20 protein-coding genes, 1 tRNA gene, 1 rRNA gene and 1 pseudogene are annotated in these 21,555 nt (G+C 67.5%); 9 read left to right on the top strand and 14 right to left on the bottom strand.

Features of this window, described 5'->3' with window-relative positions; all coding sequences use genetic code 11:
• Both HJG53_RS14800 and HJG53_RS14795 read right to left on the bottom strand, forming a co-directional pair.
• Positions 1-469: ribosomal RNA gene (locus HJG53_RS14800) — 16S ribosomal RNA — on the bottom strand; the annotation flags it as partial.
• 489 nt (positions 470-958) lie between these two features.
• Entirely contained in the window at positions 959-2,125 is a 1,167-nt protein-coding gene (locus HJG53_RS14795; RefSeq protein WP_171131917.1) for an NAD(P)/FAD-dependent oxidoreductase, read from the bottom strand.
• Between the two features lie 85 nt (positions 2,126-2,210).
• Here HJG53_RS14795 and HJG53_RS14790 point away from each other — a divergent pair, with 85 nt between their 5' ends.
• Together HJG53_RS14790 and HJG53_RS14785 are read left to right on the top strand one after the other, a co-directional pair.
• Positions 2,211-2,615, top strand: coding sequence for a hypothetical protein (locus HJG53_RS14790; RefSeq protein ID WP_171131882.1), 405 nt, complete (start codon positions 2,211-2,213; stop codon positions 2,613-2,615).
• Between the two features lie 97 nt (positions 2,616-2,712).
• Positions 2,713-3,087 carry a hypothetical protein gene (locus tag HJG53_RS14785; protein WP_254447804.1) on the top strand — a complete coding sequence of 125 codons (375 nt, stop codon included), beginning with the start codon at positions 2,713-2,715 and terminating at the stop codon, positions 3,085-3,087.
• Between the two features lie 76 nt (positions 3,088-3,163).
• Here the strand turns inward: HJG53_RS14785 and HJG53_RS14780 are convergent, their stop codons facing one another.
• Together HJG53_RS14780 and HJG53_RS14775 are read right to left on the bottom strand one after the other, a co-directional pair.
• Complete coding sequence (locus HJG53_RS14780) at positions 3,164-7,303, bottom strand: translocation/assembly module TamB domain-containing protein (protein WP_171131880.1); 4,140 nt, start codon at positions 7,301-7,303, stop codon at positions 3,164-3,166.
• Entirely contained in the window at positions 7,303-9,375 is a 2,073-nt protein-coding gene (locus tag HJG53_RS14775) for an autotransporter assembly complex family protein (RefSeq protein ID WP_254447803.1), read from the bottom strand. The genes HJG53_RS14780 and HJG53_RS14775 overlap by 1 nt, the downstream gene beginning before the upstream one ends.
• 115 nt (positions 9,376-9,490) lie before the next feature.
• Here HJG53_RS14775 and HJG53_RS14770 point away from each other — a divergent pair, with 115 nt between their 5' ends.
• Positions 9,491-10,108, top strand: coding sequence for a PilZ domain-containing protein (locus tag HJG53_RS14770; protein ID WP_171131876.1), 618 nt, complete (start codon positions 9,491-9,493; stop codon positions 10,106-10,108).
• On the opposite strand, the gene HJG53_RS18875 is transcribed toward HJG53_RS14770, so the two are convergent.
• Entirely contained in the window at positions 10,073-10,432 is a 360-nt protein-coding gene (locus HJG53_RS18875) for a VanZ family protein (RefSeq protein ID WP_171131874.1), read from the bottom strand. The genes HJG53_RS14770 and HJG53_RS18875 overlap by 36 nt on opposite strands.
• 96 nt (positions 10,433-10,528) lie before the next feature.
• Between HJG53_RS18875 and aat the strand changes: the two genes are divergently transcribed.
• Positions 10,529-11,266, top strand: a complete 738-nt coding sequence (aat, locus tag HJG53_RS18870) for a leucyl/phenylalanyl-tRNA--protein transferase (RefSeq protein ID WP_171131872.1) — start codon at positions 10,529-10,531, stop codon at positions 11,264-11,266.
• 35 nt (positions 11,267-11,301) lie between these two features.
• On the opposite strand, the pseudogene HJG53_RS19195 reads toward aat, so the two are convergent.
• The 4 genes and pseudogenes from HJG53_RS19195 to HJG53_RS14740 form a co-directional block, all read right to left on the bottom strand.
• A pseudogene (locus tag HJG53_RS19195) lies at positions 11,302-11,469 on the bottom strand (DUF2155 domain-containing protein); the annotation flags it as partial.
• 254 nt (positions 11,470-11,723) lie between these two features.
• Positions 11,724-12,128: an NADH:ubiquinone oxidoreductase subunit NDUFA12 gene (locus HJG53_RS14750; RefSeq protein WP_171131870.1), complete on the bottom strand. Its 405-nt coding sequence runs from the start codon at positions 12,126-12,128 to the stop codon at positions 11,724-11,726.
• 42 nt (positions 12,129-12,170) lie between these two features.
• On the bottom strand, positions 12,171-12,701 hold the full coding sequence (locus HJG53_RS14745; protein ID WP_254447814.1) for a cold-shock protein: 531 nt from the start codon (positions 12,699-12,701) through the stop codon (positions 12,171-12,173).
• 140 nt (positions 12,702-12,841) lie between these two features.
• Positions 12,842-13,381, bottom strand: coding sequence for a RecX family transcriptional regulator (locus HJG53_RS14740; protein ID WP_171131866.1), 540 nt, complete (start codon positions 13,379-13,381; stop codon positions 12,842-12,844).
• 163 nt (positions 13,382-13,544) lie between these two features.
• On the opposite strand from HJG53_RS14740, the gene HJG53_RS14735 reads away from it, so the two are divergent.
• The 5 genes from HJG53_RS14735 (at position 13,545) to nusG (ending at position 18,448) form a co-directional block, all read left to right on the top strand.
• Positions 13,545-15,266 (top strand): fatty acyl-AMP ligase, encoded by a 1,722-nt coding sequence (locus HJG53_RS14735; protein WP_171131864.1) that lies wholly within the window; start codon positions 13,545-13,547, stop codon positions 15,264-15,266.
• Positions 15,267-15,317: 51 nt separating this feature from the next.
• Positions 15,318-17,252, top strand: coding sequence for a bifunctional diguanylate cyclase/phosphodiesterase (locus HJG53_RS14730; RefSeq protein ID WP_171131862.1), 1,935 nt, complete (start codon positions 15,318-15,320; stop codon positions 17,250-17,252).
• A gap of 46 nt (positions 17,253-17,298) precedes the next feature.
• A tRNA-Trp gene (locus HJG53_RS14725) sits at positions 17,299-17,374 on the top strand.
• Between the two features lie 316 nt (positions 17,375-17,690).
• Positions 17,691-17,891 carry a preprotein translocase subunit SecE gene (gene secE, locus HJG53_RS14720; RefSeq protein ID WP_171131860.1) on the top strand — a complete coding sequence of 67 codons (201 nt, stop codon included), beginning with the start codon at positions 17,691-17,693 and terminating at the stop codon, positions 17,889-17,891.
• Positions 17,892-17,908: 17 nt separating this feature from the next.
• Positions 17,909-18,448 (top strand): transcription termination/antitermination protein NusG, encoded by a 540-nt coding sequence (gene nusG, locus HJG53_RS14715; protein ID WP_171131858.1) that lies wholly within the window; start codon positions 17,909-17,911, stop codon positions 18,446-18,448.
• A gap of 33 nt (positions 18,449-18,481) precedes the next feature.
• Here nusG and HJG53_RS14710 read toward each other — a convergent pair whose 3' ends face one another.
• The 5 genes from HJG53_RS14710 to HJG53_RS18860 all read right to left on the bottom strand — a co-directional run bounded on the left by HJG53_RS14710 (position 18,482) and on the right by HJG53_RS18860 (position 21,404).
• Positions 18,482-18,709, bottom strand: a complete 228-nt coding sequence (locus HJG53_RS14710) for a hypothetical protein (protein WP_171131856.1) — start codon at positions 18,707-18,709, stop codon at positions 18,482-18,484.
• 164 nt (positions 18,710-18,873) lie between these two features.
• Entirely contained in the window at positions 18,874-19,566 is a 693-nt protein-coding gene (gene rplA / locus HJG53_RS14705) for a 50S ribosomal protein L1 (protein WP_171131854.1), read from the bottom strand.
• 3 nt (positions 19,567-19,569) lie between these two features.
• Positions 19,570-20,001, bottom strand: coding sequence for a 50S ribosomal protein L11 (gene rplK / locus HJG53_RS14700; RefSeq protein ID WP_171131852.1), 432 nt, complete (start codon positions 19,999-20,001; stop codon positions 19,570-19,572).
• Positions 20,002-20,164: 163 nt separating this feature from the next.
• A complete protein-coding gene (locus HJG53_RS14695; RefSeq protein ID WP_171131850.1) occupies positions 20,165-20,779 on the bottom strand; it encodes a L,D-transpeptidase family protein in 615 nt (204 codons plus the stop codon).
• Positions 20,772-21,404 (bottom strand): PEPxxWA-CTERM sorting domain-containing protein, encoded by a 633-nt coding sequence (locus tag HJG53_RS18860; RefSeq protein ID WP_171131848.1) that lies wholly within the window; start codon positions 21,402-21,404, stop codon positions 20,772-20,774. The genes HJG53_RS14695 and HJG53_RS18860 overlap by 8 nt, the downstream gene beginning before the upstream one ends.
• Positions 21,405-21,555 lie beyond the last annotated feature (151 nt).

The raw sequence follows: 21,555 nt of genomic DNA, 5'->3' as shown, positions 1-21,555 counted from the left end.
GGCTGCTGGCACGGAGTTAGCCGGGGCTTATTCTCCCGGTACTGTCATTATCATCCCGGGTAAAAGAGCTTTACAACCCTAAGGCCTTCATCACTCACGCGGCATTGCTGGATCAGGCTTTCGCCCATTGTCCAATATTCCCCACTGCTGCCTCCCGTAGGAGTCTGGGCCGTGTCTCAGTCCCAGTGTGGCTGATCATCCTCTCAGACCAGCTAGAGATCGTCGGCTTGGTAGGCCTTTACCCCACCAACTACCTAATCTCACGCGGGCTCATCCTCAGGCGATAAATCTTTGGTCTTACGACATCATCCGGTATTAGCTTCAGTTTCCCGAAGTTATTCCGAACCCAAGGGCAGATTCCCACGCGTTACGCACCCGTGCGCCACTAGACCCGAAGGTCTCGTTCGACTTGCATGTGTTAGGCATGCCGCCAGCGTTCGTTCTGAGCCAGGATCAAACTCTCAAGTTTGATGTCCGATCTGCAATCAGGAGGAATAGTCCCAACCACAAACCGCTCATTCCTAGGAGCCTGCCTGCACTTGAAGGCACCGTCAGAAACGGCACCCTCCTTACGTATGGATACGTGAAGGACATACAGACAGACTTAAGCTTTGACCGATCCAAACACGCCCAGAAGCCGTGCCAGACCGGAGCCGCCGCCCACATGTCCCTTCATCATTCATCAACAATGTCAAAGAGCCGAAAACGAAGGACAGTCGATCCTGCCCTATTGCTAGGGTGACCGATGCCCTTGTTCCGATGACCGCCTCAGTGGGGACCAGTGGTCCGCGTCGCTGCGGTGGAGGCGCATATATGGGGGTGATTCAGAGCCGTCAACCGCCGAATCCGGCCTTTCGGAACTTTTTGATTTTCCCCGTATTCTCCGCAATCAGCCATGCTCGTGGCCGCGAAGGCCGCTCCGCCCTGACCGAATCCGAGCGAATCCCGCACAGGCGCTTCATGGCCTTTCTCCGATCGCAACGCCGGCGGCCCAGCCGCTCGCCCACGCCCATTGGAAGTTATAGCCGCCGAGCCAGCCGGTCACGTCCACGGCTTCGCCGATCGCATAGAGGCCGGGCAGCTTGCGCGACTCCATCGTGCGCGACGAGAGTTCGGCCGTGCTGATGCCGCCGACGGTTACTTCGGCCTTGGCGAAGCCTTCGGTGCCATTCGGCTGGAATGTCCATCCGGCGAGGCGGGCGGCGGCGGCGCGCAACTGGGCGTCGGGAAGGTTGGCCAGTTCGCGGGTGAGGCCGAGCCGTTCGGACAGGGTATCCGCAAGACGGTCGGGCAGTGCGCGGGCGAGTTCGCTGCGAAGCGTCGCGCGCGGCGAGGTGCGCTTGGCTTCGATCAGCCAGTCGGGCGTCCGGTCCGGCAGGAAGTCAATCGCGACCGGCTGGCCGTGCCGCCAATAGCTCGACACCTGGAGAATGGCGGGACCGGACAGCCCCCGGTGCGTGAACAGGGCGGCCTCGCGGAACGACGCCTTGCCGGCGCTGGCGATCACTTCGGTGGCGACGCCGGAGAGCGTGCGGAACAGCGCCTCCTCGCCACCGAGTGTGAGCGGGACGAGCGCGGGCCGCGGCTCGACCAGCTTCAGACCGAAGCGGCGGGCGAGATCATAGGCGAAGCCGGTGGCGCCGAGCTTGGGGATGGACGGGCCGCCGGTCGCGATGACGAGCGCAGGGGCGTGCAGCACGCGGGCGCCGACCTGAACGCGGAAGCGGCCGTCGGCGTGCGCGATCTCGCCCGGCGCCTGGCCGAGCATCAGCTCGACGTCGCCTGCCGCGCATTCATCCAGCAACAGGTCGACGATCTGCCGGGCCGAACCGTCGCAGAAGAGCTGGCCCAGCGTCTTTTCGTGCCAGGCGATGCGGTGCCTTTCGACGAGGCCGAGAAAATCCTGCGGCGTGTAGCGGCCGAGCGCGGACTTGGCGAAGTGCGGATTGGCGGAAAGGTAGCGGTCGGGCGCGGTGTGGATATTGGTGAAGTTGCAGCGGCCGCCGCCCGAGATCAGGATCTTCTTGCCCGGCGCATCGGCATGTTCGACGGCGATCACGCGGCGCCCACGCTGTCCGGCCACCGCCGCGCACATCAGTCCGGCGGCACCACCGCCCAGCACCATCGCATCATAGTCGTTCACCGCGCTTCCTTTAGCCGCTGGACGCGAAGCCGCTACCAAAAGCGCCGCCACGCGTTACAGGGGCGGCATGACGAAAAGCGCGACCGACCTGATGCAGGAGATCATCTTCTCCGCCGTGATCGACTCGATCCAGGCGCTGAAGACGGCGTCCAAAGGCCTGCCTAATACCCTGTTGCGTGATCTGAACGCGATCCACGCCAATGTGACGCTCGCCGATCTGCCGGAGGATGTGCAGGCGGCAATCGCGACCAACGTGCGCGCGGCGTTCACGCGCCTGCTGAAGGAAGGCTATTCCGTGCAGCCCGGCCGCGGCACGCCCGAGCGGCGTGCGCCGGCGCCGGCGCCCGTTGTCGGACGCGGCCAAAGGCGGCCGCCGGCCCCCGGTCCCCGGCCGGGCGGCGGTCCGGGTGGACCCGGCGGTCCTGGTGGACGGCCCGGCGGACGGCGTGGTCCGCCGAAGCCGCGGAGCTGAAGAACAAGGCCCTCCCTTCCGCGACAGGCGCCCCTCGACTTCGCTCGGGGCGAGCGGGTAATATGCCGCCGTGCGGACGCTGCTTGTTTCCTTGCTATTGTTGACCTCGCTGTCGGCCTGCGCCACGGCTTCCGCCCCGCGCGGCATTGCGCCGGAGCTGGCGCGGAAGGTCACGGCGGATGCCGCCGCGCAGGTGCGCCGCTGCTACCGCACGCCCAAGATCATGGGCGAGGGGAAGCGGATCACGACGCGGCTGCATGTGCGCTATGCGCCCGATGGCACGATCCTGGGCCTGCCGACCGTCATCTCGCAGAGCGGCGTGACGCCGAGCAACCAGATCTTTGCGGACGAGATGGCCGAAGCGGCGATCGCCTCGGTTGTCCGTTGTTCGCCGCTGAAGCTGCCGCCTGAATTGTACGAGTTCGGGTGGAACAGCTTCGAGCTGACCTTCAGTCCTGCACTGAGAGGTTGATCAAATTTGTGCTCCGGCGAAGGCCGGAGCGTTGCGCCACAGGGCTCCGGCCTGCCCCGGAGCACTGCCAGAGCGGTTAATAGTCCTTCCGGTAGCGCAGCTCGACGCTGGTGCCGGAGAAGCTGCTGACCTGCGACAAGAGGCTCAGCGCCCGCGATAGTGCCACGTTGATCTGGGTCGCGGTGAAGCCCCGCGCATCGGTGATGAACTCCACATAGATGCGGTTGGAGATGTACGTGCCGGCAGCGACGGCCGTGCCGCGGCCGGTCGTCTCGTCGCCGCCCAAGATGCGGAGGCGGTCGATGCCGGCGACGGAACGTAGCTTGCCGAGCGGGTTCAGGCCGCCACCACCGCCACGCAGGCTGTTGAGCGCCGCCGCCAGCTGCACCGCCTGGATCGCCGAGATGTTGGTGAGCGATTCGCCGAACAGCGCGCGCGAGAGCAACTCGTCCTGGGGCAGCTGCGGGTTGGAGGTGAAGCTGACCTGCGGATTGAGCGCACGGCCGCCGATCACGATGGTGATCGCGGTGCCCTGCACGTCGCCGGTCGCGCGAATGTTCAGCACCGGATTGGTGCTGCCCTCGAAAGTGACGCGGCTGGTATCGTCGAGCTCGAAGCGGCGGCCGGCGAAGCTGTAGGTGCCGCGAATCACGTCGGCGCGACCGGTGAGCGCGGGAGCGGCGGACGTGCCGGTGACGCGCACATCGGCGGACCATTCGGATTCGAGCCCCATGCCGGACACGAAAATCTGGTTGTCGGCGCGCACTCGCAGGTTGAGATTGAACAAGCCGGGCAGCGGCTCGGCCTCATCTGGCTGGTTGGAGGGCGGCGGCGCGCCCTTGCGGCGCACGCCTTCCAGCACCGCGACCTCGGCCGCGCCCTGGCGAACGATCTGGTAACGCGCCTCGGGCAGCCGGACATCGCCCGAGATAGTGGCGTTGCCGCCGGCCGCCTTGACCAGCCGCACTTCGCCGCTCGCGGTGGCGCCGAGTGCATCGGAGCGGGCGAGCCGCGCCCGGTTCAGCGTGGCGCTGATGTTGATCGGGTAACCGGCAGCGGACGACAGGCCGATCGTGCCCCGGCCGGCGACCGTGCCTTCGCCCGCCTGCCCCGCAAATTCGCTGATTTCGAGCCGGTCATTGGTGAAGCGGCCGGTCAGGCGGATGTTGCGGATGCGGGTGCCGTAGCTTTCATTGACATAGCCGAGTGCGTTGGCACGGACGATGCCGGTCAGCTGCGGGCGCTGGACCCGCCCGCTGAAATCGGCGGCAAGGCCGATCGGTCCGGTCAGCTGCTGGTCGGCGATGCCGGTCAGCGACCAGAGCACGCTCGCCGGACCATTATAGCGGATGCCACCGGCAAGGGGTGCGGCGAGCAGGCGCTCCGTCCAGCTGCCGCCGGCGCCGACCGGCTGCAGCCGCGCCTGCAGCCGGCCGATCGCCACGCCGCCGCGGCGGATCACGCTGTTCAGGACGCCGCCTTCAGGCCGCAACGTGCCGAGCAGCGCGAGGTCGACCGGCTCCGACACCACCGCGGCGCCCGAGCGGGTGAAATTGTCGATATCGAGCCGCAGGTCGGCGCGCGGGAAGGCATTGCCCGCCTGCGCGAAGGTCAGGCTGCCCGTCGCGAGACCGCCCACCCCGGCGCCGGACGCAAAGGCGTTCAGCACCGACAGGTCGAGATTGTCGAAGCGGCTGCGCAGCTCCAGGCCCGGACCATAGCGGCCGGCGAGGCGCACCTGGCCCTGAGGCAGCACGATGGCGGCGGGTTCCAGCAGATAGCCCCCGCGGTCAGCCCGGATCACCGCCGGGCGAGCAAGGCGGAACTGGACCGAGTTCACCCGCCCCTGCATCGCGACGCGGTAGAGACCCGGCGACAGATCGGCATTGGCGGCGATGTTGAACGTGGCACCGCTCCGCCCGTTCGCCACCAGTGCCGCGGTGCCGCGGCCACCCTGATAGTTGATCCGGGCGCGGGCCGTCTGCACGAGCAGCGTGCCCTGTCGGACACCGGCGGCCTGCACATCAGCCACGATCAGCGGCGCCGTCGGGTAAAGCACCAGCCGCGCCTCGATCAGCGCCCGGGCGATGCGGATCGGCGGATTGGCCGGGAACACGGCGTCCACGGCGCGCGCCGAGACTTGCGCCGTCTGGATGCGGCCTTGTGCGCCGAGGCGCACAGTGCCGATGAAGCCGGAACCGTTGAGGCTCAACTGACCAGCGAACGGACCGGCCGCCGTCTGCACGACCCGTCCGGCGAAATCGATGCCGGCGAAGCGTGCCCGGCGAATATCGACTGCCAAGGGTCCGCCGCCGGCACGCACGAACAGGTCGGCACTGAACGGCCCATAGGGCGAACCGCCGCTCGCGGTGATCGCATAGCCATTGCCGGTGGATCGGATCACCGCGTCGACATCGGTCAGTTGCACGCCGATATTCGGCCGCGACGCGCGGATGCGGATTTGCGGCCGGGTGGCAGTGCCGGTGACGAGCACGGCCAGGGGCCCGTAATCGTTCGACACGCCGGTCGCGCGGAAGTTGATGCTGCCGTCCGGCCGATAGGTGCCGCCACCGTCGCTGATCCGCAGCTTGGGCGCGGCGACGCGCAGTCGGCTGATCGTGACCAGCCCGCCATCGCCATAGGCGATACGCCCCGTCACCAAAGTGCGGCCGCCGAGCAGGTTGCGCGCGCTTTCATTGTCGATGCGGATCGTCTGCGCGGCGAAGCGTCCGGTCAGCGCGAAGCCGCCGCGCGGCGTGGTGACGAGGTTCACATCGGTTTCGAGGCCGATGATCCCGACGCCCTGGATCAGGTAATTGTTGATCCGGCCCTTGAGTCCGCCCCGATAGACGCCGCTCGACAGGTCGGCGACGACCACCGCCGTGGCGTCGATCTGCGGCGAGCGGATGCGGAGATTGTCGGACAGGATCGTGTCCCCGCTGACCGCAAGGTCGCCGTCGATCCGCACATCCGTCAGCAAGCCGGCGACGGACGCATTGAGGCCGGTGATGCGCGCGGCGCGGGCGGCCACCGGGATGATGATACGGTCCGCGTTCACGCGCGCGCGGCCGGCAGCCTGCAGTCCCTCCACCACCGTGTCGTTGAAGCCGATGCGATCGGCAGTGAGGCGATAATCGACCACCGGTCGGGCCATCGGCCCGTCGAGCAACATGCGCAGCCGCACGTCGCGGCCGCTGAGATTGGGCGCCAACGAAGCCGGGCGAGTCAGCCGGCCATCGATGCGCAGCGCCCCGAAGCGACTGTGCGCAAGGTCGACCTCGCCTTGTCCATCGACCGACAGAGCATCCGAACGGAGCGCGAAGCGGGTGTCGGCAATCCGCTTGTCGACGCTCGCGCTCGCGTCGACATTGAGCACCGGCCCGAGCCGCACCAGCGCCGGATTGTAGAGAGAGGGCCGCGTCGGGCCGCGCAGCGTGAAGCTGCCGTTCCGTGCGGTCAGTGCGAGGTCGGCGAGCGACTGGCCGCCCAGCGCCGCCTGCACCCGGCCGTTCCACGCCTGCCAGCTGCCCCGTCCCGCAATCTGCGCCTGCAGCGGCTGGTTAAGCCCGGCCATGGTCGCGACCACGCCCCCGGCAGGGGCGGTCAGCTGCGCGTCGATATCGAGCTTGTTGTCGTCGGGCACGGCGTCCAGCATCAGCCGGAGCCGGTCGCCGCCGCCCTGCACGACTGCATTGGCGCGGACCTGGGCGCGCCGATCGGCGATGCGGGCGCTGCCTTCGATGCTCGCCACGCGTCTCTGCCCGGCGACCGGCGGCTCCAGCACCAGCCGGTCGACTTTCAGGCGGCCGATATCGATGTCCAGATCGGGCAGGATCGGCGCGTTCGGATCGCTCGGCACCGGCTTCAGCACCGGCATGCGCATCAGCGTCACCAGCGGCGCGGTCGCCGAGCGGATATCGACATGGCTGCGGACATAGGCGAACGGCCGCCAATCGAGGTCGATGCGCGGCGCCGTCGCGAACACGCCCTTGGTGTCGCTGACCCGCAGGTCGCGGAGCACCATCCGGCCATAGATGGACCCCTCGATCCGTCCGACCTGAAAGCGCAGGCCCGAGGCAGTCGAGAAGCCCGCAATCTTATCGGCGATGAAGCGGCGCCCAGGATCGGTGTTGAGCCCGAGCAGCGCCAGCCCCACCAGTGCGGCGAGCGCGAGCAGGATGCCGCCGGCCCAGAGCGCGATCCGCCGCGCCCGCATCAGAAGGCCTGTCCGATCGATACGTAGACAGTCAGCCAGGACTCACCCTTGCGGCGGCCGAGCGGCGTGGCGACGTCGACGCGGAGCGGGCCGAAATTGGTGTAGAGCCGGCCGCCGATGCCGGCGCCGAAGCGCAGGTCGGACAGCTTCGGCATGCTGCTTTCATAGACTTGGCCCACATCGAGAAAGGCGACGACGCCGTAGTTGCCGAAGCGATAGCGGCCTTCCACCGCGAACTCGTTGACGCTGCGCCCGCCGAGCGGAACGGCGAGGAACTCGGACGCCTTTTTCGGCTTCTCAGGATCGAACTTCGGGTTGGCGACGATCTCGCGCGGGCCGAGCTCCTGATAGCCGAAGCCGCGCACCGACCCGCCGCCGCCGGCATAAAGGCGGCGCGAAGGCGCGATCTCGTCGCGCGGCGCACCCACGATCGAACCGAAGCGCGCGCGGCCGGCGAGCACGAAACTGTCGCCGACCGGATAATAGACGCTGCCGTCGAGCAGCCCGCGGACATATTGCTCCATGCCGCCATGGGCACGCTGCGAGATCTCGGGACTGATCCGCGCGGTCAGCCGATACCCCTTGGTCGGATCGAGCAGGTTGTTCGAGCGGTCATAGCCAAGCTGCGCCGGCAGCGCGCCGATGAAATAGGTGCCGTCGCCGGTCGAACGTCCCGGTACCTTGCGGCGTTCGTCGGTGGTGATCAGCTCGAAGCCGTAATTCCACGTCCAGCGCTTTTGCCAGATCGGCGTCGATTCGCGCGCGATGCGGCCGGCGAGCTGGGCGGTGAACGCCTCATAGGCCTCGAAATCCTGATGCGCGGCGTTGAGCGACAGGCTGACCGTGCGGTCGCGCTTGCCGGCATTGTTGCGGCGGAAGGTGACGGCGGCGCCTTGCTCCAGCGTGCCGGCGACGGCGCTCAGGATCAGCGCGCCTTCCGGAGGGAACAGGTTACGATGCGTCCAGCTACCGCGCAGCGTGAAGCCCTGGCCGGTCGCAAAGCCGGCTTGCGCCGCGAGCGTCCGCGGCGGCCCCGCCTGCTGCACGACGTTCAGGTCTACGCGCTCGGTGCCGTCCGGACCCGGCTGGCCGGTGCGCACCGGCTCGACGGCGACGCTGGAAAAGAGGCCGGTCGCCACCATCGCCTCGCGCAGATCGTCGACCTTGCGACTGTCATAGAGCTCGCCGGGCTTGAACCGGGTCAGGATGCCGACATGGCGGGCGTCGAAGGCAAGCTTACCGGTCGTGGCCACGCCGCCAAAGCTGCTGCGCGGGCCGGGATCGACCGGGAGCGTATAATCGGCCAGCCGCGTCTCGGGATCGAGCAGCACGTCGCGCTTGCCGAGATCGACGAACGGATAGCCATTCTGCGGCAGGCGAAGCAGCACGTTCGCCTCGCCCGCTTCGATGTCGGCGGCCACGACCGGATCGCCGGGCCTCAGCTCCAGCGCGTCGCGAGCCAGCGTCGGGGGCTGGGTGGCGGGACCAGTGACGGCGATGGCCCCGAGCTTGTAGCGGGGCCCGGGCACCGCGCTGATCGTGGCGACGCTGCGATTGGCTTCGTTCGGGACCGGCTCGACGCGCGAGGTGACGACCGCATCATAATAGCCTTCGGACTGGAGGATGGTGAGCGCGAGCCGCTCATCCTCGCGCGCCCGGGCGGAGATGACGGCACCATTGGCCGCCTGGCCATCGCCCTTGTCCAGCGCGGAGAGGCCGCGAAAGCGCCCCTCCAGATCGACCTTGTCCAGCCCTTCGACGGCGACGCGGTAGCGGACCGTCGCCGCATTCTCCTCTTCTTCGGCCGCGACGGGGGTGGAAGGCGTGGTCACATCGAAGGTGGCGAGCGGCGGTAGCGGCTCGGTCAAGGCCGGGTCCTGCACCGGCGCAGGCGGCTGGCTGAAATCTTCGATGCTGCCGAGTGGCGCATCGAGGCTGTCCTCGATACGTGGCAGTGCGGATTCGAACTCCGCATCGGGCACGATCGCCTCGCCCGGCAGAGTCCCTTGGGCAAGCGCCGGGCTGGCAGGCACCCACGCCAGCACCGCCGCGGCCAGACCGATCGACTTCAAACGCGAACCCCTTTCCTGCGCCAACGCGACCGGGGACGACATGGTTCCGCAGGCGGCACGAACCGCTGCCGCAAATTAAGTGGAATTTAGGCGATTGGGGTTAGCGTTGCCGATCATGAACACCGCCCTCGCCTTTCAGCCCGAAATGCCCGACGACGATCATGAGCGCCGGACCGGCCAGCGCCATATCTCGGTGCTGCGCGTCGCGCGGGGCGTGTGGGAGGGGCGCGACCAGCTGTGCGTGGTGCGCAACATCTCGGCGGACGGGCTGATGTTCGAGTGCCTGCATCCGCCGGCTGTGGGGCAGGCGCTGGCGATCGAACTGCGGTCCGACAAGCAGATGCGAGGCATCGTCCGCTGGGCGAAGGACCAGGGCGCCGGCGTCGAGCTGGAAGAACCGATCAATGTCGAGCGCATGCTGAAAGAGGAGCGCGGGTCGCTGCTGCGCGTCCGCCCCCGCTCGCCGCGCTTCGCCCGCTGTGGGCCGTTGCGTCTGATCGCCGACGGCGAGACGATCCCGGGCACGACCCTCGACATTTCGATCACCGGCCTCAGCTGCCGCATCGACCAGCCGGTACAAAAGGATGCGCCGGTCGTGGTGGCGATCGACGACGTCGCCGCCACCAACGCGCTGGTGCGCTGGACCAAGGGCGATGTCGCCGGCATCAGCTTCGAAAAGCCGCTGCCCTGGCGCCCGCTACAACTCTGGCTCGACCAGATGCCGGCTGTCTGAGCCGAGCCAGCGACGCAATAGCCACAGAAGCGCCACGACGATCAGGATGCCGATGCAGTCGGCGATCCAGTCGTGCACATCGCGGTCGCGGTGAAAATAAGGCTGCAGGATCTCGATCAGCGCGCCGAACACGGCGAGCGCGGCGGCCAGCCAGCCCAATCGCACGCGCGGATAGGCGCTCCCTGCGAGCAGCATCAGCACGCCAAAGGTGACGGCATGCTGCGTCTTATCCGAGACGGGGACATGGACGAGCAGCGGCCGCAGCGTCGCATAAAGCGTCGCCAGGACAACGGACCAGAACAAGGCAATCAGAAACGCGCGCACGGAAGACCTTAGCTGAAGGGCGGGCCGCCTTAGCGGCTGGGCGGCGGGAGGGAAATCCCTTCCTCCCTGCCGCTCGGCGCCGCTATTGAAGGAGCGATGCGGCCGCTCGACTGCGATCTTCTGCTCCGCGCCTATGCGGCCGGCATATTTCCGATGGCGGACAGCCGGCGCGCCCGCGACGTCTATTGGGTCGAGCCGGCGAGCCGCGGCATATTGCCGCTCGACGGCTTTCACCTCTCCCGATCACTCGCCAAGACGGTGCGCTCGGATCGCTTCACCGTCACCGCCGACCGCGCCTTTGCCGATGTGATCCGCGCCTGTGCCGAGTTGCGCATCGGCGAGGGGGGCACCTGGATCAACGGTCAGATCGAGCGCGCGTGCAACGAACTGTTTGCGCGGGGCCATGCCCATTCGATCGAATGCTGGCAGGACGGCGCGCTGGCCGGCGGGCTTTACGGCGTCAGCCTCGGCCGTGCGTTCTTCGGCGAGAGCATGTTTTCGCGCGCACGCGATGCCTCCAAGGTCGCGCTGGCGCATCTGGTCGCGCGACTGCGCGTTGGCGGCTATCAACTGCTCGACTGCCAATTCCTGACCGAACACCTCGCCTCGCTCGGCGCGATCGAAGTGCCGCGCCAGGTCTATGTCGGATTGCTGGGTGCAGCCGTGGCGGCCGGCGCGGGAGGGGCGGCCGCAGGCGCGTCATTGCCAGACTTCCGCGCGCTCGACCGCCTGGCCGGCGCATCGCCACCGGAGGATACGCCCGATGCGGCGCGGATGGTGGCGGGGCCGATCTCCGGCCGCGTCATCGTGCAGCTTTTGGGCCAGACGTCATAGATCTGGTCCTCGACGACGTTCAACGACGGCGACTCCTTGTACAGCCAGCCGGAAAAGACCCGCCGCCACTTTTTGTCGATGCCCTGACGGTCGACCTGCACGAACGCACCGGTCAGCTTCTGCACTTCCCAGGGAGCGGTGGTCTCGCACGCCCGCAGCCGCACGATCACGTCGCCGGCACGCAGCGCCTGGCCAGGCTTCATCGTCAGGTCGCGCGAGATGCCGTTTCGCTTGTTGAGCAGGCCGATGACGGCGACACGCTCGCCCATCGGCGTTTCCTTGCCCTGGATCGGCGGCGGCGCCTCGGCGGTCTGCGACGCGGGGGCCCGGGGAGTCGCCTTCGCCACCGGGGGCTCTGCGGTCGAGACGGGCGCCGCGCTCTCATTCTGCAGCGCGACGGCCCCGCCGGCGATCGCGGCCAGCGCGGCAAAGCCGATCGCCAGCGTCACGGCGCGGGTCATGCCTGGTCGGGGCTCCACGCCTCGTAATCGCCGGTAGAGGCCGGGCGCACGCCGCCGGCTTCCAGCGCGCCGGGCGGGCGATAGGCCTGCGCCGTCCCGGTCAGGTTCGGCACCGGCTCCTTCTGCCAGGCACGGGCCGGCGGCAGCGCCTTGTCCGGAACATCGGCCGCCTGGTGGTGTAGCCAGCTATGCCATTCCGGCGGCACGCGGCTGGCATCGTTCGCGCCCTTGTAGATCACCCAACGCCGGTGGGTGCCGAACACCGGGTCCGGCTTCTTCGCCTCGAAATAGACATTGCCCCACTGGTCCTCGCCGACCTTACCGCCATGACGGCGCGTGTGCAGCGCGGTGCCGATGGTGGCGCCGTTCCACCAGGTGAAGATCGATGCGAGCAAACCCATGGGCAGGCCGTTTAGCCGCCCCTGCGCGCGGAAGAAAGGCGCTTATGCGCGCGCCTGCACCTCGACCGCGAGCGGCCCTTTGCGGCCCTCGGCGATGCGCGCCACCAGTTGCAGATCGGGCTGAACGTCGATGATGCCGGCGCGGCGGAAGGTCTCCATATGCACGAACACGTCGGCGCCATCCGTGCCCCGGATCAGAAAGCCATAGCCTTTCAGCCGATTGAACCACTTGACCGAGGCGGGCTCCGGATCGCCCGCTTCGTCGGCCAGCTGCAGCGGATCGACCCGGTCGCGCGGCGCGGACAAGAGGTCGAGGTCCGGACCGGTCGCGGTGCTGAGATCGAAGCTGATCAGCCGCCGTGCCTGCAGGCCGCGATCCCGGCGCACGGCGAGGCATTCGACTCGGCAGCCTTCGGGAAGGCTGCGCCGGCCATGATCGCGCAGCACGGAGAAGTGGATCAGGATGTCGCCGACATCGCCATCGGCCACGACGAAGCCAAACCCGCGCGTCGCGTCGAACCATTTGACGGCACCGGAATGCCGTTCCAGTTCATGAACTTGCCCGCTGGGCAGATCGTCGTCCCAGCACTCGTCGCCCCCCGGCGCGAGCACTGGCGCAACATTCCTCTCCGTTTTCACGCGACGTAACCCCCTGTTCGCTACGTGGACCATAGCTCAATTGTCTCAAATCCGAAACGAAGATTCACGCTTCGTTAACGATCGTCCCGCTCCGGGATTTCACCGGGCCGGGCGTCCGTCAGCCGTCGGGCGGTAGCGAGATCGTGGCCGGCGCGAAGGAAGGCGCCGATCGCCTTGCCCCGGCCCGCACGATCCGGCAGCGCCGCCGCAAACGGCCCAAGCCGCTTGCGCCTGGCGAAATCGAGCGCCGCCGCCCAGGCGCCGTCGCGTGCCTCGCTTTCGGCCGGCGCCGCTTCAACCTCGCTTATGCCTGCGGCGCGCAAAGCCTGGCTCACGCGGCGCGGGCCATAGCCGCGGCGCACGAGCGCTCCCGCCTTCGCGGAGGCAAAGCCTTGATCGTCAACATAGCCGAGCTCGGCGAAGCGGTCGGCGAGCTGCACGAGGTCCGGCGGCGCGTCGCCGCCCCAGCCGCGTTCCCTCAGCTTCCGTTCGAGATAGCGCCGCAGCTTGGCGCGGCTGGTGGCGTAGCGTTCGACATAGCGGAGCGCGAGCCGCTCCAGCGCCGCCTCGTCGAGCGGCGGCACCTGCCGGTCATGACGCCACGATTGTGCCACAGTCAGGTCCGATTTAGACCGCCCGGAGAGGGAATAGGACGAGTTGCATTGGCGTCATGCCGCGCAGTTTTCAGGCTGCGAGCAGGTTGAGGCAAGAAGAAAAGGGCTATTCGCGATGCTGCAGACGCCCGTCGCCGTCCAAACAGGGTCGTACACTCAGAAGATGACAGATTTGATCGCCACTCCGACCGACGATGCGCTGCCGCGTCGCTTTTCCGATTTCGACACGCTCGGCGAAGCGCTCGATTATGCGGCGCAAGGCCGGCGCGGCTTCAACTTCTGCGACGCGCGCGGCACGCTTGCCCGGCCTTATTCCTATGCCGAGCTGCGCCAGGACGCGCTCGGCCATGCCGGCCGGCTGATCGCGCGCGGCGTCCGCAAGGCGGACCGCGTCGCCCTGATCGCGGAGACCGGACCCGATTTCGCCGCCTTGTTCTTCGGCGCCATCTATGCCGGAGCCTGGCCGGTGCCGCTGCCGCTGCCCACCTCCTTCGGCGGTGCCGCGGCCTATGTCGACCAGCTGAAGGTGCAGCTGGACAGCTGCGATCCGGTGCTGCTGCTTTACCCGGCCGAGCTCGACAGCATGGCGAGCGAGGCGGCGCGGCTGGCGGGGGTGGCCGCTACCGACTGGGAGTCGTTCGGCGCCATCGCGGCCTTGCCGACCGAACTTCCCGCGGCCCAGCCCGACGACATCGCCTATCTGCAATATTCGAGCGGCTCGACCCGCTTCCCGCACGGCGTCGCGGTCACGCACCGCGCCCTGCTCAACAACCTGTCGGCCCACTCGCATGGGATGGAAGTGCAGGACAGCGACCGCTGCATCTCCTGGCTTCCCTGGTATCACGACATGGGCCTGGTCGGCTGCATGCTGTCGCCGGTCGCCAACCAGGTGTCGGTCGACTATCTTAAAACCGAGGATTTCGCGCGGCGCCCGCTCGCATGGCTGGACCTGATCAGCCGCAACCAGGGCACGTCGATCAGCTATTCTCCGACCTTCGGCTACGACATCTGCGCGCGCCGCATGTCGAGCCAGACGCGCGCTTCGGACCGGTTCGACCTGTCCCGGTGGCGCCTGGCGGGCAATGGCGCCGACATGATCCGCCCCGACGTGATGCAGAGCTTCGTCGACGCCTTTGCGGATGCCGGCTTCAAGGCCAGTGCCTTCCTGCCAAGCTATGGCCTGGCCGAAGCGACGCTGGCCGTCACCATCATGCCGCCGGGCGAAGGGATCGAGGTAGAGCTCGTCGAAGAAACCGAATTGTCGGGCGGCGCCGCCGCCAATGACGGGCCGCAACGGTTCCGCGCCGTCGTCAATTGCGGCAAGCCGGTCAAGGACATGACGGTCGAAGTGCGCGACGAGGACGGCTCGCCGCTGCCCGAACGCGCGATCGGCAAGGTCTGGTGCAAAGGGCCGTCGGTCATGGCCGGCTATTTCCGCGATCCCGATGCGACCGCGGCCTGCCTGGTCGACGGTTGGCTGGACACCGGCGACATGGGTTATCTGTCGGGCGGCTATCTCTACATCGTCGGCCGCGCCAAGGACATGATCATCATCAACGGCAAGAATCACTGGCCCCAGGACATCGAGTGGGCGGTGGAGCAGCTGCCGGGCTTCAAGGCGGGCGACATCGCGGCCTTTGCGATCACTCTGCCGGGCGGGGAGGAAACGCCGGCGGTGCTCGTCCAGTGCCGCACCTCCGATCAGGACGAGCGCGCGCGGCTGCGCGACGCGATCCGCGACAAGGTGCGCAGCATCACCGGCATGAATTGCGTGGTCGAACTGGTGCCACCGCGCACACTGCCGCGCACCAGCTCGGGCAAGCTCAGCCGGGCCAAGGCGCGCAACCTCTATCTGTCGGGCGAGATCCAGCCGCTCGCGGCTTGAGTTCCAAACGCTTACCTTATGTCAACTAAGGCCCGCTAGCGTCGCGGGTCTATGACGCTGCGCACCTCGTCCGCCGCCCTGCCGTCCGCCTCGGGCGTGGCCGGCTATGTGCTGCTCGCTTCGGCAGTGCCGCTGGTGGCGATCGCCTGGATGATCGTCAGCGGCGCGGCCGGCTTCTGGCCTGCCTTTTCCGTTGCCCTGGCGACGCTGGCTGTCGACGCGGTGCTGATCCAGCGGTGCGTGCAGCGGGCGCGCGATCATGGCGGCGAGACAGGCTTTGCCGCCTTGCCCGTCGTCAGTGCGCAGCCGCTCCATGCCGCCGACGATCACCATGCCGCCGACTGGAGCTGGCAGATCGACGCGAATCGCAACCTGACCGGCGTATCGGCGCGGCTCGCCTACGCTTTCCGCCAGGAAGCGGCAGCCCTGGAAGGCCGGTCCTTCCTGCAGCTGCTCGCCGGCGATACCTGGGAAAGCGGCAACTTCTCGGCGGCGCTCCGCACCTTGTCGGAGAAGATCAAGGCGCGTGAAGCCTTCGAGGAATTGATCCTGCCGGTGCAGATCGCCGGCGAAACGCTGTGGTGGGAACTGAACGGACGGCCGGATCAGGACGGGCGCGGCGGCTTTGCCGGCTTTCGCGGTACCGGCAGCGACGTCACCGCCGAGCGCCGGTCCGCCGACAAGATCAACCGCATGGCGCGCTATGACACCCTGACCGGCCTGCCCAACCGCCTGCACATGGCCGAAGCGATCGGATCGGCCCTGACCGAGGCCGAGCAATGGCGCAGTCGCTGCGCCTTTCTGATCATCGACATCGACCGCTTCAAGAGCGTCAACGACACGCTGGGGCATGCGGTCGGCGACCGGCTTCTGACCCGTGTCGGAGAACGGCTCGCCTCGCTGATGACGGCCAAGGAACTGTGCGGCCGACTGGGCGGCGACGAGTTCGGCGTCGTGATCAAGGACGGATCGGATCAGGGCCGCGTCGAGAAGCTCGCCCACCGGATCATCGACGAGCTGTCCCACCCCTACGACATCGACAATCATATCCTCTATGTCGGCGCGAGCATCGGCGCCGCGATCGGGCCGCGCGACGGCAACAGCGCGGAAATGCTGATGCGCTCCGCCGATCTGGCGCTGCACCGGGCCAAGGATGCCGGCGGCGGCACGTTGCACGTCTATGAGCCGCAACTGCACGTGAACGCCGAAGAGCGGCGCGTGATGGAAATCGCCCTGCGCCGCGCGCTCGCCAACAAGGAGCTGGAGCTGCATTATCAGCCGGTCGTGTCCGCCGAATCGGGCACGATCGAGGGCTTCGAAGCGCTGATGCGCTGGAAGAACCCGCAGCTGGGCAATGTCCCGCCCGACAAGTTCATCCCACTCGCCGAGGAAGCGCGGCTGATCGGGCCGATCGGCGAATGGGCGCTGAACGCCGCCTGCCAGGAAGCGGTGATCTGGCCGTCGACGGTGCGCGTCGCGGTCAACATCTCGGCCGAACAGCTGCACGATCGCAACTTCGCCAAATCGGTCGCCGATGCGTTGCAGCGGAGCGGCCTGCCGCCCCACCGGCTCGAACTCGAAGTCACCGAAAGCGTGTTCATGACCGAAGCGCCGCACGCGATCGCAGTGCTGCGCGACGTGCTGGCGATGGGCGTCAACCTGTCGCTCGACGATTTCGGCACCGGCTATTCGTCGCTGGGCTATCTGAGCCGCACCAAATTCTCGACGATCAAGATCGACCGCAGCTTCGTGCAGGGTGCGTCCCGCAATGCGCCGGAGAGCGTCGCGATCATCCGCGCCGTCGTCGCGCTGGCGGACAGCCTGGGGATGGCCACCACTGCCGAGGGCGTGGAGACCGACGACGAGCTGGCGATGATCCGGCGCCTCGGCTGCCGCAAGGTCCAGGGTTATCTGTTCGGCCGCCCGATGATCGCGGCGGACGCACGGGCGCTGTTCACGTCCGGACGCAAGAGCGCCGCCGCCTGAGCCTTGCACCCGGGAGGGCGCGCAGCTAGAGCGCCCGGCACGGCACAGGAGTGTAGCTCAGTTGGTAGAGCATCGGTCTCCAAAACCGAGGGCCGGGGGTTCGAGTCCCTCCACTCCTGCCAAGCCGGAGCGAGGCGCGCAGCGATAGCAGCGCGCCGTTCCGCACAGCGGACGCGAACAGCCGGCCAGCGCTGCGGACGCAGCGACTGACGACACGGGATTAACTCCCGTGTCGGCTCCCACGCCAGAAAGAAGGGAGGGCTTCGACAAGCTCAGCCCAAACCGGTGTGGGGCAACCTCTTCCGTTCAACTCCTCGCCCGCTCCCCTTGCCTCCCCCGCCCCTGCCCTTTATAGCCCTTCAACTCTCACTACATCGGTGATGCTTCTCTCGGGCGCTGGCCCGGACGGGGGCGTTCACCCGAAAGACGGACAAGACAGTGGCGAAGATCGGCAACATCCCTCAGTTCGTGCAGCAGGTGCGCGCGGAAACCGCCAAGGTGGTCTGGCCGACCGGTCGCGAGACGATGATGACCGCCGTCATGGTGATCATCATGACATCGTTGCTCGGCATCTTCTTCTTCGGCATCGACTCGGTCTTTTCCGCGATTGTGAAGATGCTCCTCAACCTCGCCGCCTGACGGGAAGCCAAACACACATGTCACGCTGGTACATCATCCACGCCTATTCCGGTTTCGAGAACAAGGTCCGCGACGCCATCCTGTCCGAAGCGACGCGCATGGGCCTCGATCGGCTCGTCGAGAAGGTCGAAGTGCCGACCGAGACCGTCACCGAAGTGCGGCGCGGCAAGAAGGTGCAATCGGAGCGGAAGTTCTTCCCCGGCTATGTGTTGGCCAAGCTCGAGATGAATGACGATGTCTATCACCTGGTGCGCAACACGCCGAAGGTGACGGGCTTTCTGGGCACCAACAACAAGCCGCAGCCGATCAGCGAGGCGGAGGCCGCGCGCATTCTCAGCACCAAGGAAGAAGCCGCGGCCGCTGCGCCTAAGAACAAGATCAAGGTCGATTACGAGATCGGCGATCAGGTCAAGGTGCTGGACGGCCCGTTCGCCAGCTTCAACGGCGTGGTCGAGGAACTGGATTTCGACCGCAGTCGCGTGAAGGTGAGCGTGTCGATCTTCGGTCGCGCGACGCCGGTCGAGCTCGAGTTCGAGCAGGTCGAGCGCGTCAAGTAAGGGGGTCCGGCGATCCGCCGGACCTCGCATCCACTATTTGCCGGACGAGCTGCCCATCGACGAGGTGCGCTCCACCTCTTCTCGATTGGCGTCGGCGAGCTTCTGCCACTGCTTCGCGGTGAAGCAGACCTTCTTGCCCTTGATCAGCGAGCCGGTTTCGATCTGCTTGCGGCAGATCTTGCGCTCGGCTTGCGGCTGATCGGTCGAAGCACTGGAATTCGCCACCGCCTCGGGCGCGCCCGCAAGCAGCAGGCTGGTCATAACTTCAAGCAACATCAGTCAATTTCCTCCTGTCGGCTGCGCCGTTAACAAATTCCGCCCGCGCCGCCAAGCCGAGGCGACGGAGCTGTCAGCCCACGCGACGAGGCGCCGACAAAAAAAGGGGCCGGCGTGAACCGGCCCCTTACTGTTCAATCCGGTTAGGATCAGGCGGTCGCGACTTCGGCCACGTCGACCTTGATGCCCGGGCCCATGGACGAGCTGACCGCGACCTTGCGGACATATTTGCCCTTGGCGCCCGAAGGCTTGGCGCGGACGACGGCATCGACCAGCGCGTCGAAGTTCGCGCGCAGGTCCTCGGCCGGGAAGCTCGCCTTACCGATGCCGGAATGGATGATGCCGGCCTTTTCGACGCGATACTCGACCTGGCCGCCCTTGGCGTCCTTGACGGCCTGAGCGACGTTCATGGTCACCGTGCCGAGCTTCGGGTTCGGCATCAGGCCCTTGGGGCCCAGCACCTTACCCAGACGGCCGACCAGGCCCATCATGTCCGGCGTGGCGATGCAGCGATCGAAGTCGATCGTGCCGGCCTGGACGGTTTCGAGCAGGTCTTCGGCGCCGACCACATTGGCACCCGCTTCGCGCGCTTCGTCGGCCTTGGCGCCCTTCGCGAACACGGCCACGCGGACGGTCTTGCCGGTGCCCTTGGGCAGCGTCACGACGCCGCGGACCATCTGGTCGGCATGGCGCGGGTCGACGCCGAGATTAAGCGCGACCTCGATCGTCTCGTCGAACTTGGCGGTGGCATACTGCTTGGCGAGCGCGATCGCTTCATCGACGCCGTGCAGCTTCTCGCTATCGACGGTCCAATTCTTCTGCTTCTTGGTCAGCTTGGCCATGGATCAGCCCTCCACCACTTCGAGGCCCATGGCGCGGGCCGAACCTTCGATGATCTTCGTCGCGGCGGCGATGTCGTTCGCGTTCAGATCCTTCATCTTCGCGTTCGCGATCTCTTCGAGCTGCGAGCGCTTGATGCGGCCGGCGACGGCCTTGCCCGGCTCCTTGGAACCCGACTTCAGGTTCGCCGCCTTCTTCAGCAGATAGGAAGCCGGCGGGGTCTTGGTCTCGAACGAGAAGCTGCGGTCCGCATAGACGGTGATCACGGTCGGCAGCGGCGTGCCCTTTTCCTGATCGCCGGTCTGGGCGTTGAAAGCCTTGCAAAATTCCATGATGTTGACGCCGCGCTGACCCAGGGCCGGGCCGATCGGGGGCGACGGGTTGGCGGCGCCGGCGGGCACCTGCAGCTTGATATAGCCGGTGATTTTCTTAGCCATAAGTCACTCTCTAGATGGGCCTGGCGACGCTGCGCCGAACCCGTTTCAAGTTTAGCGGTACAGACGAGGCATAATGCCTCTCCCGCGGCTTGTTCCCACAGCATGTGCCTGGAAGCGGGCGCCCTTAGCGGAAAGCGGACGGGAAGGAAAGACCTTAGGGGTCCTAGACGATCACCACCGGATCGCCGACCTGGACCAGGTCGAAAAGGCGGCGGGCAAAGTCCTTCGGCACGCCGATACAGCCATGCGTCGCCGCGCCCTCGCGGACATTGCCGGCATGGATGCCGATGCCGTCACGGGTGAGCCACAGCGTATAGGGCATCTCGGCGTTGTAAGTGCGCGAGATGTGATAGGCCGCCTTGCCAAGCACTGGGTAACGCCCCGCCGGCGTCGGCTTTTCGGGCGCGCCATACAGGATCACCGCCGTGCCGATCTCGTGCGGGCCGCGAAAGACCGACAGGATTTGCGAACGGCGATCGACGCGCACCCAGATCGGGCCGGCGGGAACGCCCGCTTCCCGCCAGATCGCGTCGCCATAATGCATCGGTGCCGAAACCTTGAGCACGCTTTCGACCGCACCTGCAGGGACGCCCGACAGGGCAATGGCCTCGCGCGGCGAGGTAAAGACGCGATCCGGGTTGGCGGGCGCCGTCGCGACCGCTGGCGCCGGTGCAGGCCGGACCGGATCGGTGCCGACGCGCGCGATCACGCCGGCCAACAGCGCCGCGGCCAACGCGCGCAGCGTCCAGCGGCCCCACCCGGACCGAGCGTCAGCCATTGCGCAGCCGGCTCTCCTTCGACGTCCTCAATGCTGCACCAATGACGCCGAAGCCGACAATCAGCAATGCCCAGGACGATGGTTCGGGCACCGGCGCCGCGACGGGAGGGACGACCGTCTCCGGCGGGCTTTCTTCGGGCGGCAACAGGACGATCCCACCACCGCCGCCGCCGCCACCACCGAACGAGGGCAGGAACACGCCCGGGCCGGATATGAATCCGCCACCACCGCCCGGCGCTCCGAAGAACGCGACCGGACCTTCTGCGACAGCCGGCCCGACCAAGGCTGGCGCCGCCGCGGCCACAGGCGCGGCAGCGGCCGCACGCGGCAGGGCCTGAGCCGCGCGCGCTGCCGGCGGGTGCGACGAGGCCCGCGCGTCGCGGATGCGGGGGAGCGCCCGCGCGACCCTGCCGACATCGATGCGCGGCTTGCCCTTGGTGATCGACGCGCCGGTTCGTGCGCCGGGCGAGCGGTCGGCGACCAGGTCGGTGGCCTGAGCGACCGCCGCCGCCCCGGCGCTCAACAGCCCCTCGCCCATCGTGGTGGCGGAGCCAAGCGCCGCGAGCGCGAACGCCGCCGCGAACTTGACGGCCGGCAGCCGGCCGGTTCGCCCTGGCGCGGGCAAAGCACGGCCCCTCCGGCCGCGAATGGACGCGGCCGGACGGTGCGACCCGTTGACCATAAACAACACTCCCGAGGTGCCGCCGCCGATACAGTGTCGACGACAGTCACTGACTTCATTAAACCTGCGAGAGGCGCAGAAGTTTCAGTTACTC

Origin of the sequence: Sphingomonas sp. ID1715 (assembly GCF_013044515.1) — a bacterium.
Classification (GTDB): Bacteria; Pseudomonadota; Alphaproteobacteria; order Sphingomonadales; family Sphingomonadaceae; genus Sphingomonas_B.
Note: the sequence above shows the minus strand (reverse complement) of the source record. Positions and strands in the feature narration are given on the sequence as shown.